Below are 15,022 nucleotides of genomic sequence, written 5' to 3' on the forward strand. Positions count from 1 at the left end.
GGCGGACGCCGGCTTCTGCTCGTGCGACGCCCGGCCCGCGCCGGAGTCGGCCGCGTGGCGGCCGTCGCCGGTCGGGACGTCCAGCCCGTAGTAGCGGTAGAGCTGCAACTCCTGCTCCGGGGACAGGTGCTGGCCCACGCCGAAGTCGGGGGAGTCCTTGACCTGGGACTTGTCGTAGGCGACCCGCAGTTCGTCGGAGACGAACTCGCTCGTCGACAGCGGCACGAAGGCGTCCCGTCCGAACAGGCCGGTGCGGACGGCGGCCCATTCGGGCTGCCCGGTCGCGTCGTCGAGGTAGACCTCGTCGACCGTGCCGATCTTCTCGCCGTTCCGGTCGACGGCCTTGTGCCCGATCAGATCGCGGGGGTCGATCTCGGTCTGCACGGCAGCACCACTCCTCGCATTCAGGGAAAAGCCCTGGCAGTCGCTGGCAGAATCGTTCAACTCATACGAAAAGGCACATTGATCGCTTTGTCGAATCTTCGCTGCTCAGCCGGGTGTGTCGCTGGTCCGTTCGGGCCACGGGTCGCAGCAGACCCACTGGTAGGCTGGGAGACGACCGTCAAGCATGCGCGGGAGAGTCCGAAAGGCCGTCAGGTCCCTTTCGGCGCCGAAGGAGCAACTCCTCCCCGGAATCTCTCAGGCACCGGTACCGCGCACGCGAGGTCACTCTGGAAAGCAGGGCAGGACGGTCTCCCGACCCACCCCTCCCCTCACCGACGGTGAAAGCCGGTGCGAGCCGGTGAAGCTCTCAGGTTCCGATGACAGAGGGGGAGGCCGTCCGGGCGCGCTCACCGCGAGCCCATCCGGGTCAGACCAGGAGGCCTCCACCCCATGACGTCCCTCGCCGCGCTGGAGCAGTCCAGCCCCTTCGAGAACCGCCACATCGGCCCCGACGCCGAGGCGCAGGCCAAGATGCTGGCCCAGGTCGGCTTCGCCACCCTCGACGAGCTCACCGCCGCCGCCGTGCCCGAGGCGATCCGCAGCATCCAGGCGCTGGACCTGCCCGCCGCCCGCTCGGAGGCCCAGGTCCTGGCCGAACTGCGTGACCTGGCCGGACGCAACCAGGTGCTGCGCAGCATGATCGGCCTCGGCTACTACGGCACCTTCACCCCGCCGGTGATCCTTCGCAACGTGCTGGAGAACCCGGCCTGGTACACCGCGTACACGCCGTACCAGCCGGAGATCTCGCAGGGCCGCCTGGAGGCGCTGCTCAACTTCCAGACCGTGGTGTCCGACCTGACCGGCCTGCCGACCTCCGGTGCCTCGCTGCTGGACGAGGGCACCGCGGCCGCCGAGGCGGTCTCACTGGCCCGCCGGGTGGGCAAGGTCAAGGGCGGCGTCTTCGTCATCGACGCCGAGACCCTGCCGCAGACCATCGCCGTGGTGGAGACGCGGGCGGTGCCGCAGGGCATCGAGACCGTCGTCGCGGACCTGAGCCAGGGCATCCCGGCCGAGCTGGCCGAGCGCGGCGTCTTCGGCGTGCTGCTGCAGTACCCCGGCGCGACCGGTGAGGTCCGCGACCTGGCCCCGGTCATCGCGCAGGCGCACGAGCTGGGCGCGGTCGTCGCCGTCGCGGCCGACCTGCTGGCGCTGACGCTGCTGAAGCCGCCGGGCGAGCTGGGGGCGGACATCGCGGTCGGCACCACCCAGCGCTTCGGCGTGCCGATGGGCTTCGGCGGACCGCACGCCGGCTACATGGCCGTGCGCGCCGAGTACGCCCGCAACCTGCCGGGCCGCCTCGTCGGCGTCTCGGTGGACGAGGACGGCAACCGGGCCTACCGGCTGGCGCTGCAGACCCGCGAGCAGCACATCCGCCGTGAGAAGGCCACCAGCAACATCTGCACCGCGCAGGTGCTGCTCGCCGTGATGGCGTCGATGTACGCGGTCTACCACGGTCCCGAGGGCCTGACCGCCATTGCGCAGCGGACCCACCGCTACGCCGCCGTGCTGGCCGAGGGCCTGCGCGCGGGCGGGGTCGAGACCACCGCCGACTCCTTCTTCGACACCGTCACCGCCGTCGTCCCGGGCCGCGCCGCCGAGGTCGTCGAGGCCGCCCGCGCGGCCGGAGTGAACCTGCGTCAGATCGACGCCGACCGCGTCTCCGCCGCCTGCGACGAGACGACGACCCGTGAGGACCTGCTCGCCGTCTGGTCCGCGTTCGGCGTGGCCGCCGGGGACATCGACGCGCTCGACGCCGCCGCGGGCGAGAAGCTCCCGGCAGATCTGCTGCGCACCGACGCGTTCCTGACGCACCCGACCTTCCACGCGCACCGCTCCGAGACCGCGATGCTGCGCTACCTGCGCTCGCTGGCGGACAAGGACTACGCGCTGGACCGCGGCATGATCCCGCTGGGCTCCTGCACGATGAAGCTGAACGCCACCACCGAGATGGAGGCGATCACCTGGCCGGAGTTCGCGGACGTGCACCCGTTCGCCCCCGAGGCACAGGCCGAGGGCTATCTGACGCTCATTCACGAGCTGGAGCAGCGGCTGGCCGAGGTCACCGGCTACGACGCCGTGTCGATCCAGCCGAACGCCGGCTCGCAGGGCGAGCTGGCTGGCCTGCTGGCGGTCCGGGCCTACCACCGCGCGAACGGCGACACCCAGCGCGACGTCTGCCTGATCCCGTCGTCCGCGCACGGCACCAACGCGGCGAGCGCGGTGATGGCCGGCATGCGCGTCGTGGTCGTCAAGACGCTGGCCGACGGGGACGTGGACGTCGAGGACCTGCGCGCCAAGATCGAGCAGCACCGCGAGCAGCTGGCCGTGCTGATGGTGACCTACCCGTCCACGCACGGCGTGTTCGAGGAGAACATCACCGACATCTGCGCGGCCGTGCACGACGCCGGCGGCCAGGTCTACGTGGACGGCGCCAACCTCAACGCGCTCGTGGGTCTGGCCAAGCCGGGCAAGTTCGGGGCGGACGTCTCGCACCTGAACCTGCACAAGACCTTCTGCATCCCGCACGGTGGCGGCGGCCCGGGCGTCGGTCCGGTCGCGGTACGCGCGCACCTGGCGCCGTACCTGCCCAACCACCCGCTGCAGCCGTCCGCCGGTCCGGAGACGGGCGTCGGCCCGATCTCGGCCGCGCCCTGGGGCTCGGCGGCGATCCTGCCGATCTCGTGGAGCTACGTCCGGCTGATGGGCGGCGAGGGCCTGAAGCGTGCCACGCAGGTGGCCGTGCTCAACGCCAACTACATCGCGAAGCGCCTCGCTCCGTACTACCCGGTCCTCTTCACGGGTCCCGGCGGGCTGGTCGCGCACGAGTGCATCATCGACCTGCGGCCGCTGGCGAAGTCGGCGGGGGTCAGCGTGGACGACGTGGCGAAGCGCCTGATCGACTACGGCTTCCACGCCCCGACCATGTCGTTCCCGGTGGCCGGCACGCTGATGATCGAGCCGACGGAGAGTGAGGACCTGCGGGAGATCGACCGCTTCTGCGAGGCGATGATCGCCATTCGCGGGGAGATCGAGAAGGTCGCCAACGGGGAGTGGCCGGCGGAGGACAACCCGCTGCGGGGTGCTCCGCACACGGCCGCGGCGCTGGCCGGGGAGTGGAGCCACGCTTACTCGCGGGAGGAGGCCGTGTTCCCCGCGGGCGTGGACGCCGCGACGAAGTACTGGCCGCCGGTGCGGCGGATCGACGGGGCGTACGGCGACCGGAACCTCGTCTGCTCCTGCCCCCCGCTGGACGAGTACGAGGGGTAAGTTGCCCGCCCTGTAGCGGCGCGAGGATGCCCCACCGCGACCAGCCCACCACCCCGGGAGGTCCGTCCCGGGGTGGTGGGCTGGTCGCGCAGTTCCTCGCGCCCCTTACGGGTGCCCTACGCGGGGGTGAGGGTGCGGCGGGGGGCGATGGCGCGGCCGTCGGGGAGGATCTCGCCGGTGTCCTCGAAGAGGAGGACACCGTTGCAGAGCAGGCTCCAGCCCTGCTCCGGGTGGCTGACCATGACGACCGCGGCCTCGCGGTCGGGGGAGTCCGCTGACGGACACTCAGGGTGGTGCTGGCACATGGCTCGAACCCTCGATTCGGCGTCAACAAGTGGCCGCGCGGTGGTGTGAACCGCCTTCTCTCTGGGTAGACAGTACGGCCCCCGCGTCGGTTCCCAGTGTGTGCCTCCTGGAACCCGCGCGCAGCCATTTCGTGACATGCGTCACGTCTTCGTCGTACAAGCGCCACGAAACCACCCGGGCGGGCCACTGCGTCATGGTCCTCCCGGGTGGTCATGTCTGGTCCCTACGGGTCAGGCGGGCGTCGGGACCAGGGCCTTTCGCCCCAGGGCGAGCAGGGCCAGCAACTCCTCGGCGTGGTGCGGGAGATGGGCCGTCACCCCGAGCGGGGCCGGAGCCAGGGGGATCAGCAGGTCGGGGCTCTGGGTCGGTCCCAGCACCGGGTGCAGCCAGAGCGCGGCCATGTAGAGGCCCGGCACGGACAGCAGCCGGGGCAGGTACGTCGTCGCGGACGGGCCGGCGTGCAGGCGGGCCTGCTGGAGCGCACGGAGCGTGGACAGCGGGTACGGCCCCTCCGCGAAGTAGGCCACGCTGTGGCCGCTCCCGTCCTCGGCGGTCTCCGCCGCCGCGACGACGTCCTCGCCGTCGCGGATCAGGAAGCGCCAGCCGGTGCGCGCGGCCAGGTCCAGCGGGCTGCGACCGTGCGCGCCGGGGAACGGGTCCAGCAGGTGCACCGGCAGCGGGTGCGCCGGGGTGAGCGGGCCGCGCGCCGCACGCATCGCGGGCGTGTGGGCGGGGGAGGTGCCGGGGTCGTCGATGGCGTCGAGGACGGCGCGCAGAGCGGCGGCGGGCGGCTGGGGCAGCTGCAAGGACATGTCGGTTCGCCTCTCGTAGCAGCAGAGACGTGCGTGGCGGTGACGTTGCTGGGCTGCGCGGGAGTGGTCTCCGGTGCGCAGTGAAGAGCCTGACGGCGCATGGGGTGGTGCACAGAAGGTGCAGGAGCCGCCCTCAGCCCGGTTCTGCGGGTCGCCGCGCGTCGGCGTCGGGCGGTCGGGTCCTGTATCTCGCGATTCTATACGAACGAGTGCACGGTGTGACTCTTCTACTACCGTCCGTGCAGGAAGGCAAGGGGCAAACCGGGCAGTTCGTGTACGGGGCGCACAAGTGGCACATGCCAAATGCGCCGGGCGACTCCCCTTGCCCGAGCGGGCTATCGATCACACGTACGGGGCATGCTCAAGGGGCGCGCGGGGCCGTCGATCGGAGGAGGGGAACCCCATGGGGGAGAAAATCGCAGCTCAGAGCGCGGACCTGGCGGACCGTCAGCTGTACCGGCAGAAACTGCGGCAATGTCTGGACGCCTTGCGCCGGATGCATGACGAGGGGCGCTTCGACCGGGCGCGCGCCCTCATGGGGCTGGAGATCGAGTTGAACCTCGCCGACGAGGAGGGGCAGCCGGCCATGCGGAACGCCGCCGTGCTCGACGCCATCGGCAGCGGCGACTTCCAGACGGAGCTGGGCCAGTTCAACATCGAGGTCAACATCGCCCCGCACCGGCTCGGCGGCCGGGTGTTCGAGGAACTGCGCGAGGAGGTCGACACGGCCCTGCGCTACGCCGACCGGCGGGCCGCCGCCGCGGGCGCGCGCATCGTCACCGTCGGCATCCTGCCGACTCTGATGCTCGACCACGCCGTGCTCGACAACATCTCCGCGGGCGACCGCTACCAGTTGCTCAACGACCGGATCCTGGCCGCGCGCGGGGAGGACCTGGCGCTCGACATCGAGGGCGTGGAGCGGCTCAAGGCCGACTCGGTGTCGGTGATGGCCGAGGCCGCGTGCACCTCGCTGCAACTGCACCTGCAGGTGACGCCCGGTCGGTTCGCCTCCGTGTGGAACGCCGCCCAGGCGCTGACGGGCGCTCAACTCGCCCTCGGCGCCAACTCGCCCTTCCTCTTCGGCCGCGAGCTGTGGCGGGAGACCCGGCCGATCCTCTTCGAGCAGGCCTGCGACACCCGGCCGCACGAGCTCAAGGAGCAGGGGGTCCGGCCGATCACCTGGTTCGGCGAGCGCTGGGTGGACTCCGTCCTCGACCTGTTCGAGGAGAACCTGCGCTATTTCCCCTCGCTGCTGCCCATCTGCGACGAGGAGGACCCGCTCAAGACGCTCGCCGCCGGGGGCGTTCCCGGACTGCGCGAGCTGCGGCTGCACAACGGCACCATCTACCGGTGGAACCGCCCGGTCTACGACGTCGCGGCCGGGGTCCCGCACCTGCGGGTGGAGAACCGCGCGCTGCCGGCCGGGCCGACCGTGGTGGACACCCTCGCCAACGCCGCCTTCTACTACGGGGCGGTGCGGGCGCTGGCCGACCAGTCGCGTCCGGTCTGGCAGCGGCTGCCGTTCGAGCTGGCGGCGGAGAACTTCCACAACGGCGCGCGCCACGGCATCGACGCCGAGCTGTGGTGGCCGCGCAGCAGCAGGCTGCCCGGGTCCCGGGTGCCTGGGCGCGGCCCGGCGGTGGAACGGGTGCCGGTCCGCGAGCTGGTGCTGCGCGAACTGCTGCCGCTGGCCCGGCAGGGCCTGGACGCCTGGGGCGTGGAGCCGGTGGACCGGGACCGGTACCTGGGCGTCATCGAGCAGCGCTGCCTGCTCGGCACCAACGGGGCGGCCTGGCAGGCAGCGGTGTTCCACGACCTCCGGGACCGGCTCGGGCTCGACCGGGCGTCCGCGCTCGGGCGGATGACGAGGCGTTACCTGGAGCTGATGCGCACCGGGGACCCGGTGCACACCTGGCCGGTGCGCTGAGCGGCCGGCGGGCCGAGTGAGCGGTGCGCTGAGCGGGATCGCCCACAGGTGCTTGTGCGATGATCGTCCGGCATCGTCCGACCGTCCCGCCGCGCACCGTGGGAGCCCCGCCGTGACCAGCACCGACACCGCCTCCGCCCGCGACGGCCTGAGCCGCAGGCTGCTGCGGCAGGAGCTGCTGCTGGTGCTGGCCCTGTCGCTGGGCGCGAGCGCCGTCAGCGCGGTGATCAGCTTCGGCGGCTCGCTCACCGCCCCGGCCGCGCTCAAGCACCAGACCGCGACGCTGGTCGGCTCGCTCGCGCCGGGGCGCCCCTGGCTGGACCTGACCTGGCATCTCTTCGACATCGCCACGGCGCTGGTGCCGGTCCTGCTGGTGGCCCACCTGCTGCTGCGCGAAGGGACGTCGATCCGGGTGCTCGGACTGGACCGCACCCGGCCCTGGGCCGACCTGGGCAAGGGTGCGCTGGTCGCCGCCGGCATCGGCGGCTCGGGGCTGCTGCTCTACCTCGGCGCGCGGGCAGCCGGGTTCAACCTGACCGTGGTGCCCTCGTCGCTGCCGGACGTCTGGTGGCGGATCCCGGTCCTGCTGCTGTCCGCCGCGCAGAACGCGGTCGTCGAGGAGGTCATCGTCCTCGGCTACATGCTGCGGCGGCTGGAGCAGCTGGGCTGGAGCTGGCCGGCCGCGATGGCGGCCAGCTCGCTGCTGCGCGGGTCGTACCACCTGTACCAGGGCGTCGGCGGGTTCGTCGGCAACCTGGCGATGGGCCTGATCTTCTGCTTCCTCTACCGGCGGTGGCGGCGGGTGGCACCTTTCGCCGTGGCGCACACGCTGATCGACTCCGTCGCCTTCGTCGGCTACGCCCTGCTGGCGGGACACGTCAGCTGGCTGCCCACCGGCTGACCCGGACCGTCCGCCTCAGCCGTCGGACTCAGCGCGCGGTGGGCCGGGACGCGGCGGGGCTCAGTTCGCCGTCCAGGACGGTCACGGCGCGGCCGCGGAGCAGGACCCGGTCGCCGCGGAGCGAGAGGACGACGGTGCCGCCGCGGGGTGAGACCTGGCGGCCCGTCAACTCGGTGCGGCCGTCCAGGCGTTGCGACCAGAACGGGCCGAGGGCCGTGTGCGCGCTGCCGGTCACCGGGTCCTCCCCGACGTCCACGCCCGCGCCGAACCAGCGCGAGACGAAGTCGTAACCGGACCCGGCCGGGTCCGCGGCGGGGGCGGTGGCGATGAAGCCGCGGTGCTCCGGGTAAGCGCGCAGGGCCCGGTGGTCCGGGTTCAGCCCGCGCACCGCCTTCTCGTCGGCCAGTTCGACCAGGATGTCGCCGAGGGCCCCGGTGTGATGCGTCGTCAGGATCTCGGCGCCGAGTGCGTCGGCAAGGCCCGGGACCGGCGCGGCGGCCTCGGTGGTGGGGTTGGCCGGGAAGTCGAGAGTGATCAGTCCGTCCTCGGCGACCGTGGCTTCCAGCGGGCCGCTCGCCGTGTGGAAGCGGTGCAGCCCGGCGCCCAGCAGGTGCGCGGTGGCCAGAGTGGCGTGGCCGCACAGGTCCACCTCGACGTTCGGGGTGAACCACCGCAGGTCCCAGTCCCCGTCGGGGCGCGGCTTGGGGAAGGCGGTCTCGGACAGGTGCAGTTCGGCGGCGAGCGCCTGCATCCAGTCCGCGTGGGGCCAGGGGCCCTCGGACAGGAGGCAGACGCCCGCCTGGTTCCCGGAGAAGGGGGTTTCGGTGAAGGCGTCGACGATCCGGATGCGCATGCGGGGAGTCTAGGGCTGCGCCCCGACAGGTCCGCCGGATTGCGGTGCTCCGAGTGGTCGCATCCCGGCCGAGGGCGCGGCGCGGGGGGCGTTGGCCGGGGCCCACGTGGCGGACCTGCGCGGAGGCAGGGGCAGTCCAGGTGGCGCTACTGGTTCCGGGGCTGGTTGAACCGGAGCAGGTTGCCCGAGGGGTCGCGGAACGCGCAGTCGCGGACGCCGTAGGGCTGGTCCATCGGCTCCTGGATCACCTCGGCCCCGGCGGCGCGGATGCGCTCGAAGGTCGCGTCGCAGTCGTCGGTCCGGAAGATCACGCCACGGAGCAGGCCCTTGGCCAGCAGTTCGGCCGCCGCCAGGCGGTCGGCGGCGGGAGCGTTGGGGTCCGCCACGGGCGGCTCCAGGACGATTTCCACGTCCGGCTGGGTGGGCGAGCCGACGGTGATCCAGCGCATGCCCTCGAAGCCGACGTCGTTGCGCACCTCGAGGCCGAGGACGTCACGGTAGAAGGCGAGCGCCTTGTCGGGGTCGTCGACGGCGATGAAGCACTGGGAGATCTTCACATCCATGCCCACACGCTACGAACTGGCGGCCGCCCTGTCTCCCTTCTTCTTCGACGGGCGGGTGTGGATCTTCGCGACGCACGCCGGGATGGGCGCTCCCGGGGCGTGGTCCCGGGCCCGGTAGGCGCTGGGCGTCTCGCCCACCAACTGGGTGAAGCGCGCACTGAAGGAGCCCAGCGAGGTACAGCCGACCTCCATGCAGACCTCCGTGACGGTGAGGTCGCCCCGGCGCAGCAGCGCTTTGGCGCGCTCGATCCGACGGGTCATCAGGTAGCTGTACGGGGTCTCGCCGTAGGCGGCGAGGAAGCTGCGGGAGAAGTGGCCGGGCGACATCAGGGCGCCACGCGCCAGCGTCGGCACGTCGAGCGGCTGCGCGTACTCGCGATCCATGCGGTCGCGGGCCTGGCGCAGCCGGACGAGGTCGGAGAGGGGGACTCGCGTGGACACGTACTCACGGTACCGGCGCCCACCGACAGGGCGGCTGGAACGGCCCCGGCCCAGGCGGTGGTTGGCCGCCGGACAGACGACGCGCTTGCCCCAGGCGTGGGGCGCGGGGACGTCCCGCCCTTCGGGGGGAGGTGCCCCAGCGCGACCAGCCCCTCACCCCGGGGGTTGACCGGCGTCGACGGTGCGGGAAGAGGAAGGGCACTGTCGAAAGGACTTGTCGCACGACAGTTGCCGATATATCGTTGAGGCATCGAGACAGTCGCTGACGACAAAGGAGAAAGATCATGAAGCGGCATGCACACGGACATGGACACGGAATGCGCTCCCCTTGGCAGGGCGGTGGTCTGCCGCCCGAGGCCCGCGCCGCCTTCGGCGGGTTCGGGCCGGGGCCGTTCGGTCCGCCGCACGGCGGGCCCTTCGGGCCGCGCGGTCGCGGCGGACGGCACGGTGGTCGGGCACGGCGGGGCGACGTACGGGCGTCCCTGCTGGCACTGCTCAAGGAGCGGCCGATGCACGGCTACGAGATGATCCGCGAGATCGCGGAACGCTCCGGCGGCAGCTGGCGGCCGAGCCCGGGGTCGGTCTACCCGACGCTGCAGATGCTGGAGGAGGAGGGCCTGATCAGCAGTCAGGAGTCGGGCGGGAAGCGCCTGTTCGAGCTGACGGAGGAGGGCCGCGCCGAGGCCGATTCGGGGCCCGAGGCGCCGTGGCAGGAGGCCGGCCAGAGCGAGCACTGGGAGACGGTGCGGGAGTTCGGCCAGGCAGGTGCCGCGGTCAAGGACGCCCTGCGCCAGGTGGTGCTGACCGGCACCGCCGAGCAGAGGGCGAAGGCGCTGGCCCTGCTCAACGACACGCGCAAGAAGCTCTACCTCATCCTCGCCGAGGACGAGTGAGCGCGGCCCGGCCCGCGGCCTGGCCGGTTGCGCCCACCTGCCCCATTGCGGGGCATGGGGCGGACGCCCCGGGCGCTACTTGCCCCGCTGCGTTGTGGGGGTGGGGTTGAGGCCCGGCGGCACGTACGGCGCTGCGTTGTGGGGGTGGGGTTGAGGCCCGGCGGCACGTACGGCGCTGCGTTGTGGGGGTGGGGCTGAGCCCGGCGCCACGTGCGGCGCTCCGGGGAATGGGCGGAGGCCCGGGCTGCCGCCCGTGGTGGGACGCCGCTCGCTGGTCTGCCGGGCGGGCGGCCCGCCGGTGGTCGAGCCCGGGCCAGGACAGGACCACCGCCAGCAGGTGACGGCGACGTGCACCCGGCGCACGGTGCACGCACGGGCCAGAGGCCCTGCTGCTCCAGGGCCCGCCGACGAGGGCCGTGGCGCGACCGGCGCCGCTGGCGCCGCTGGCGCCGCTGGCGCCGAGCGTCGACCATCCGCCCGTCGGGAGGGGGCGCGTCCGAAGCTCGGCTGCCGGGGGCCTGCCTGGGGGCGCGTCCGGGGCGCTGTCGGTCCTGCCGGGTGGGCGGACGGCGGCGCCCGTCGCCCGAGAGCGAATGGCCGGCGGCGGGCGGCGCGGCTCCGCCGGTGACCCGACCGCAGCGACGATGGGCTGCAACTACCCAGCAGCTCGGGTCAGTTGGGCACGGGAGCCGCCATCGCCGAAGGCGGCCGGCGGAGGAGGCGGTCGACGTGGGGCCGGCGGAGGCCGGTCGCGGGGTCGACGGGGACGAGCAGGCGGTCAGGGCGGGCGGAGGCGCCGCGCAACAGATGGGGTGGGATGAGGTCGTCGATCCAGGCGAACGGGCGTCCCGCGGCGTGGCGGAGGATCGGCAGCCAGTCCCCGTCCAGCCGCTCCGCGTAGCGCCCTGTCGGGACGACGGGCAGTGGCGGCAGCCCGAGCAGCGGGCCGATGGACGCGTTGGCGTGCGACTCCCACGTCGTCGCCCAGACCAGCTCGTAGACCCCGGCAAGTTCCCGCAGCCACTCGCCGTGCCGGGGGGAGAGCAGCACCGCGCTGCCGTGCAGCGCGTGGACGGCGAAGTCGGCGTCCACGGGCGGGCAGACCGGGTTCAGCACCCCGTCGACGTCGAGGTAGAGCAGCGGCTTGGCGGTCAAGAGACTCCGGAGGGCATGGGTGCAGCAGCGGTACTCCAGGTGCGACGGATGACGGCCGCGCCTGGTTGCACGCGGGCGGGGCGCGGGCGTCAACCGCGCGCCGGGTGGGCGCTCCTGTGCGGTGGCAGCCGTCCGTCCAGCTCAGCCCGAGGAGCTGACGTGTCGTCAGTGGGAAGATCCTATCTGTGGGTTGACGCATGGTCACGCTGCGCACAAGACTGCTCACGCTCACCCGAGACCCGGCGCCCTCACGCCTCTCACCCCGGGGTGGACCACGTGCACACTGACCTCCTGTCGCCCACCCTGGCCCGGGTCGCCGCGCGGGCGCGGCGCCGGGCGCTGCGTGCGGGCGACCGCACCGCGGACACCGGCCATCTGCTGCACGCCCTGCTCGAGTCCGAGGAGTCGGCGCTCGCCGCGCTCGCCCCGCTGCCCGCGCAGCGGACCCGCCTGCTGGGTTACCTCGCCCAGCGGAGCATCGGCTTCGGCCGCGGCTGGCACGGCAGCGCGGAGGAGGAGCAGCAGGCGCTGCTCGCGCTGGAGCGCACCGCCCTGCGCGCACTGCTGCGCCGACAGCCGGACCCGGCCGCCGAGGCGCTGGACCTGCTCGGCGAACTGGCCGCGCGCAAGGGCTCGCGGGCGGCGCAGATCCTGCGCGGCGCGGGTGTGGAATGGCTGACCGGCAACGGGGCGACGCCNCGGCGGCGTCGCGGCGTTGGCGGAGGAGCGGGAGGGGCGCGGTCAGCCCTGGCCCAGCTCGTCGATCTGTTTGTCGGCCTGTTCCTGGACCTTGTCCACCTGCTCGGCGTACTTGTTGCCGGTCTTGGCGTCGATCATGTCGCCCGCCTTGTCGACGGCCTGCTTGGCCTGGGCCTCGTGCCCGTGGAGCAGGCTCTTGACCTTGTCCATCACGCTCATGGCTGACTCCTCGTCGGATGCCGCTTGCCCCATCAGAATGCGTCCGACCTGGCAAGGGCGCACTCTGGGCGCATGAGTGAGAGTGAGCCTCCCGTGCAGGTCGGACTGTTCGCCGACGACCACCACTACCGGCTGGTGTCCTTCCGTGGTGCCCACCATGTGCCCATGAGCAGGCAGGAGTTCGAGGAGCGCATGGCCGAGGACTACCCCGGCGAGGACCCCTACGACAGCGAACTGGTGCACTGGATGGACCACCCGGGCGAGTGGCCGGGAGAGTGAACCCGGCCACCCGCCCGGGCGCGGTCCCGCTCAGCCCATGTCCTCCAGCCGCCGGCCCTTGGTCTCGCGGATGAAGAACCAGACGAAGAAGAACGACAGCAGCGCGAAGCAGGCGTAGATCACGTAGGTGGCGGACAGGTTCCAGTCCGCCATGTTGGGGAAGCTGACCGTGATCGCCCAGTTGGCGAGCCACTGCGCCGATGCGGCGACACCGAGGGCCAGCGCGCGGATCTTGTTCGGGAACATCTCACCCAGCAGCACCCAGACCACCACGCCCCAGGAGAAGGCGAAGCAGAGCACGTACAGGTGCGCGGCCACCAGGGCGACCGTGCCCTGGGTGCTCGGGATGGTGGCGCTGGTGCCGGTGCCGTGGCGGTACGAGAAGGCCCAGGCGGCCATCGCCAGAGTGATCACCATGCCGACCGAGCCGGCCAGCGCCAGCGGCTTGCGGCCGACGCGGTCCACCAGCACCATCGCGATCACCGTGCCGACGATGTTGACGAGCGACGTCGAGACGCTGATGAGCAGCGAGTTGGAGGCGTTGATGCCGACCGACTGCCACAGCAGCGACGAGTAGTAGAAGATCACGTTGATGCCGACGAACTGCTGGAAGACCGAGGCGCCGATGCCGATCCAGACGATGGGCAGCAGGCCGGCCTTTCCGCCCATCAGGTCCTTGAACCGCGGCTTGTGCTCGCTGCGCAGCACCTCCTGGATCTCCGCGATGCGCGCCTCCACGTCCGTGCCCGGTTCCTCGACCTCCGCCAGCACGGTGCGGGCCCGTTCCAGCTTCCCGGTGGCCACCAGGTAGCGCGGGGACTCGGGGATGGCGAAGGACAGCAGGCCGTAGAGGATGGCGGGGATCGCCTCGACGCCGAGCATCCACTGCCAGGCCTGGATGCCGGCGATCGGGTCGTTGGGGCTGCCGCCCGCGCCTTCGTTGATGGCGTAGTTGACGAGCTGGGAGATGAAGATGCCCAGCACGATCGCGGCCTGCTGGAAGGAGCCGAGCCGCCCGCGCACGCCCGGCGGGGCGACCTCCGCGATGTAGGCGGGCGAGACGACGGAGGCGATGCCGATGGCGATGCCGCCGACGACGCGCCAGACGCCGAGGACGAAGATGTTCGGCGGGAACATCGAGCCGACGCCGCTGATCGCGAAGAGGAAGGCCGCGATCTGCATGACCCGGATCCGGCCGAGGTAGTCCGCGAGCCGTCCCGCGAGCGCCGCGCCGGCGGCGGAGCCCAGCAGGGCGGAGGAGACGACCAGCGAGGTCTCGCCGCTGCCCACCCGGTAGTGGTGCTGGATGCCGGTGACGGCGCCGTTGATGACGGCGCTGTCGTAACCGAAGAGGAACCCGCCCATCGCGGCGGCGGCCGCGATGAAGATGACGTGGCCGAGGCTGCTCTCCTCGACCCGGGTGGAGGAGCTGGTGCTGGACAGGGGAGCCTCCCGGGGTGCGGACGGACCGTCAGGGAAGCGTAGGCAGCGGCCCGTTGGGCCCGCCCGCGACGCGGCGGCGGCGCTGGCCCGTTCGGGTCACCGGCTGACCCGGACGGTCCTGCGGCCGCCCCGGCTTGCCCCGTCCGGGGACCGCCGCCGGCCCGGGCCCGCGGGGCGGGCGTCAGGCCAGGAGGCGGGCACGGGCGGCGGCGTCGCCGGGGGCTCCGCGCCGGGCCAGCTGGTCGGCCACCCGGGTCCGGTGCGACGCGTCCTTCTGTCCGTCGTACTTGAACTTGGGGCGCACCTCCTCGACGGTCAGCCGCAGGCCGCGGATCGCCGAGAGCATCCGCCCGAACGGCGGTTGCCCGGGGACGATCGGTCCATGCGCGATCTCCGGCTGGAAGCGCGCGAGTTGACGGCCGATCAGCTCCGCCTTCGCCTCCGGGTCGTCCACGACCGCGGCCGTGCCGACCAGGTGCACCGAGGCGTAGTAGCTGGTGGGCACGCCCTCCTCCGGCGGGGCGCCCTCCGCCGCGCGCCAGGGGCCGGGCACGAAGGCCCAGTCGTCGGTGACGGCGAGGGTCATCCGCGGGTTGGCCTCCAGCGCGGCCCAGACCGGGTTGGGCCGGGCCAGGTGCAGCAGTATCTCGTCGCCGCCCTCGTACAGGAAGTGGGAGGGGACCAGGACCGGAGCGGCGCCTGCGGGCCCGTTCGCGGCGAAGAGGCCGAAGTCGCGCGCGGCCAGCCAGCTGCGCCAGGTCTGGTCGTCCGCGCGGTCCCAGGGGTGGATCAGCATGCGCGTCCTTACGTACTAGTGCAT

At 72.5% G+C, this 15,022-nt stretch carries 15 protein-coding genes and 1 riboswitch; of the genes, 5 read left to right on the forward strand and 10 right to left on the reverse strand.

Annotated elements, in window-relative coordinates; all coding sequences use genetic code 11:
- On the reverse strand, positions 1–384 hold a 384-nt coding region (locus tag ACFP3V_RS07390; protein ID WP_380581057.1), incomplete at its 3' end, for a PRC-barrel domain-containing protein.
- A gap of 179 nt (positions 385–563) precedes the next feature.
- Positions 564–665: riboswitch (glycine riboswitch) on the forward strand.
- A 169-nt stretch (positions 666–834) separates the two neighbouring features.
- On the opposite strand from ACFP3V_RS07390, the gene gcvP reads away from it, so the two are divergent.
- On the forward strand, positions 835–3,711 hold the full coding sequence (gene gcvP / locus ACFP3V_RS07395; RefSeq protein WP_380581059.1) for an aminomethyl-transferring glycine dehydrogenase: 2,877 nt from the start codon (positions 835–837) through the stop codon (positions 3,709–3,711).
- A 116-nt stretch (positions 3,712–3,827) separates the two neighbouring features.
- On the opposite strand, the gene ACFP3V_RS07400 is transcribed toward gcvP, so the two are convergent.
- Positions 3,828–4,016, reverse strand: a complete 189-nt coding sequence (locus tag ACFP3V_RS07400; protein ID WP_380581061.1) for a DUF5999 family protein — start codon at positions 4,014–4,016, stop codon at positions 3,828–3,830.
- A gap of 231 nt (positions 4,017–4,247) precedes the next feature.
- The gene (locus ACFP3V_RS07405; protein ID WP_380581063.1) at positions 4,248–4,829 is read right to left on the reverse strand and encodes a hypothetical protein; all 582 of its coding nucleotides are present in this window, start codon (positions 4,827–4,829) and stop codon (positions 4,248–4,250) included.
- 403 nt (positions 4,830–5,232) lie between these two features.
- Here ACFP3V_RS07405 and ACFP3V_RS07410 point away from each other — a divergent pair, with 403 nt between their 5' ends.
- Complete coding sequence (locus tag ACFP3V_RS07410; protein ID WP_380581065.1) at positions 5,233–6,756, forward strand: glutamate-cysteine ligase family protein; 1,524 nt, start codon at positions 5,233–5,235, stop codon at positions 6,754–6,756.
- Positions 6,757–6,868: 112 nt separating this feature from the next.
- Positions 6,869–7,657 (forward strand): CPBP family intramembrane glutamic endopeptidase, encoded by a 789-nt coding sequence (locus ACFP3V_RS07415; RefSeq protein WP_380581067.1) that lies wholly within the window; start codon positions 6,869–6,871, stop codon positions 7,655–7,657.
- Positions 7,658–7,685: 28 nt separating this feature from the next.
- On the opposite strand, the gene ACFP3V_RS07420 is transcribed toward ACFP3V_RS07415, so the two are convergent.
- The 3 genes from ACFP3V_RS07420 to ACFP3V_RS07430 form a co-directional block, all read right to left on the reverse strand.
- On the reverse strand, positions 7,686–8,510 hold the full coding sequence (locus ACFP3V_RS07420) for a PhzF family phenazine biosynthesis protein (RefSeq protein WP_380581069.1): 825 nt from the start codon (positions 8,508–8,510) through the stop codon (positions 7,686–7,688).
- Positions 8,511–8,656: 146 nt separating this feature from the next.
- Entirely contained in the window at positions 8,657–9,073 is a 417-nt protein-coding gene (locus ACFP3V_RS07425) for a VOC family protein (RefSeq protein ID WP_380581071.1), read from the reverse strand.
- Positions 9,074–9,082: 9 nt separating this feature from the next.
- Complete coding sequence (locus ACFP3V_RS07430; RefSeq protein WP_380581233.1) at positions 9,083–9,457, reverse strand: helix-turn-helix transcriptional regulator; 375 nt, start codon at positions 9,455–9,457, stop codon at positions 9,083–9,085.
- Between the two features lie 566 nt (positions 9,458–10,023).
- On the opposite strand from ACFP3V_RS07430, the gene ACFP3V_RS07435 reads away from it, so the two are divergent.
- Positions 10,024–10,407: a PadR family transcriptional regulator gene (locus tag ACFP3V_RS07435; RefSeq protein ID WP_380581074.1), complete on the forward strand. Its 384-nt coding sequence runs from the start codon at positions 10,024–10,026 to the stop codon at positions 10,405–10,407.
- Positions 10,408–11,079: 672 nt separating this feature from the next.
- Here the strand turns inward: ACFP3V_RS07435 and ACFP3V_RS07440 are convergent.
- Entirely contained in the window at positions 11,080–11,562 is a 483-nt protein-coding gene (locus ACFP3V_RS07440; RefSeq protein WP_380581076.1) for an HAD domain-containing protein, read from the reverse strand.
- Between the two features lie 741 nt (positions 11,563–12,303).
- Entirely contained in the window at positions 12,304–12,639 is a 336-nt protein-coding gene (locus tag ACFP3V_RS07445) for an antitoxin (RefSeq protein ID WP_380581079.1), read from the reverse strand.
- Between ACFP3V_RS07445 and ACFP3V_RS07450 the strand changes: the two genes are divergently transcribed.
- Positions 12,553–12,759 (forward strand): hypothetical protein, encoded by a 207-nt coding sequence (locus ACFP3V_RS07450; RefSeq protein WP_380581249.1) that lies wholly within the window; start codon positions 12,553–12,555, stop codon positions 12,757–12,759. The genes ACFP3V_RS07445 and ACFP3V_RS07450 overlap by 87 nt on opposite strands.
- A 30-nt stretch (positions 12,760–12,789) precedes the next feature.
- On the opposite strand, the gene ACFP3V_RS07455 is transcribed toward ACFP3V_RS07450, so the two are convergent.
- Both ACFP3V_RS07455 and ACFP3V_RS07460 read right to left on the reverse strand, forming a co-directional pair.
- Positions 12,790–14,202: a sugar porter family MFS transporter gene (locus tag ACFP3V_RS07455; protein WP_380581235.1), complete on the reverse strand. Its 1,413-nt coding sequence runs from the start codon at positions 14,200–14,202 to the stop codon at positions 12,790–12,792.
- Positions 14,203–14,383: 181 nt separating this feature from the next.
- Positions 14,384–14,998 carry an FMN-binding negative transcriptional regulator gene (locus tag ACFP3V_RS07460; RefSeq protein ID WP_380581082.1) on the reverse strand — a complete coding sequence of 205 codons (615 nt, stop codon included), beginning with the start codon at positions 14,996–14,998 and terminating at the stop codon, positions 14,384–14,386.
- Between the last annotated feature and the right edge of the window lie 24 nt (positions 14,999–15,022).

It is taken from the genome of Streptacidiphilus monticola, assembly GCF_042658505.1.
GTDB classification, from domain to species: domain Bacteria; phylum Actinomycetota; class Actinomycetes; order Streptomycetales; family Streptomycetaceae; genus Streptacidiphilus; species Streptacidiphilus monticola.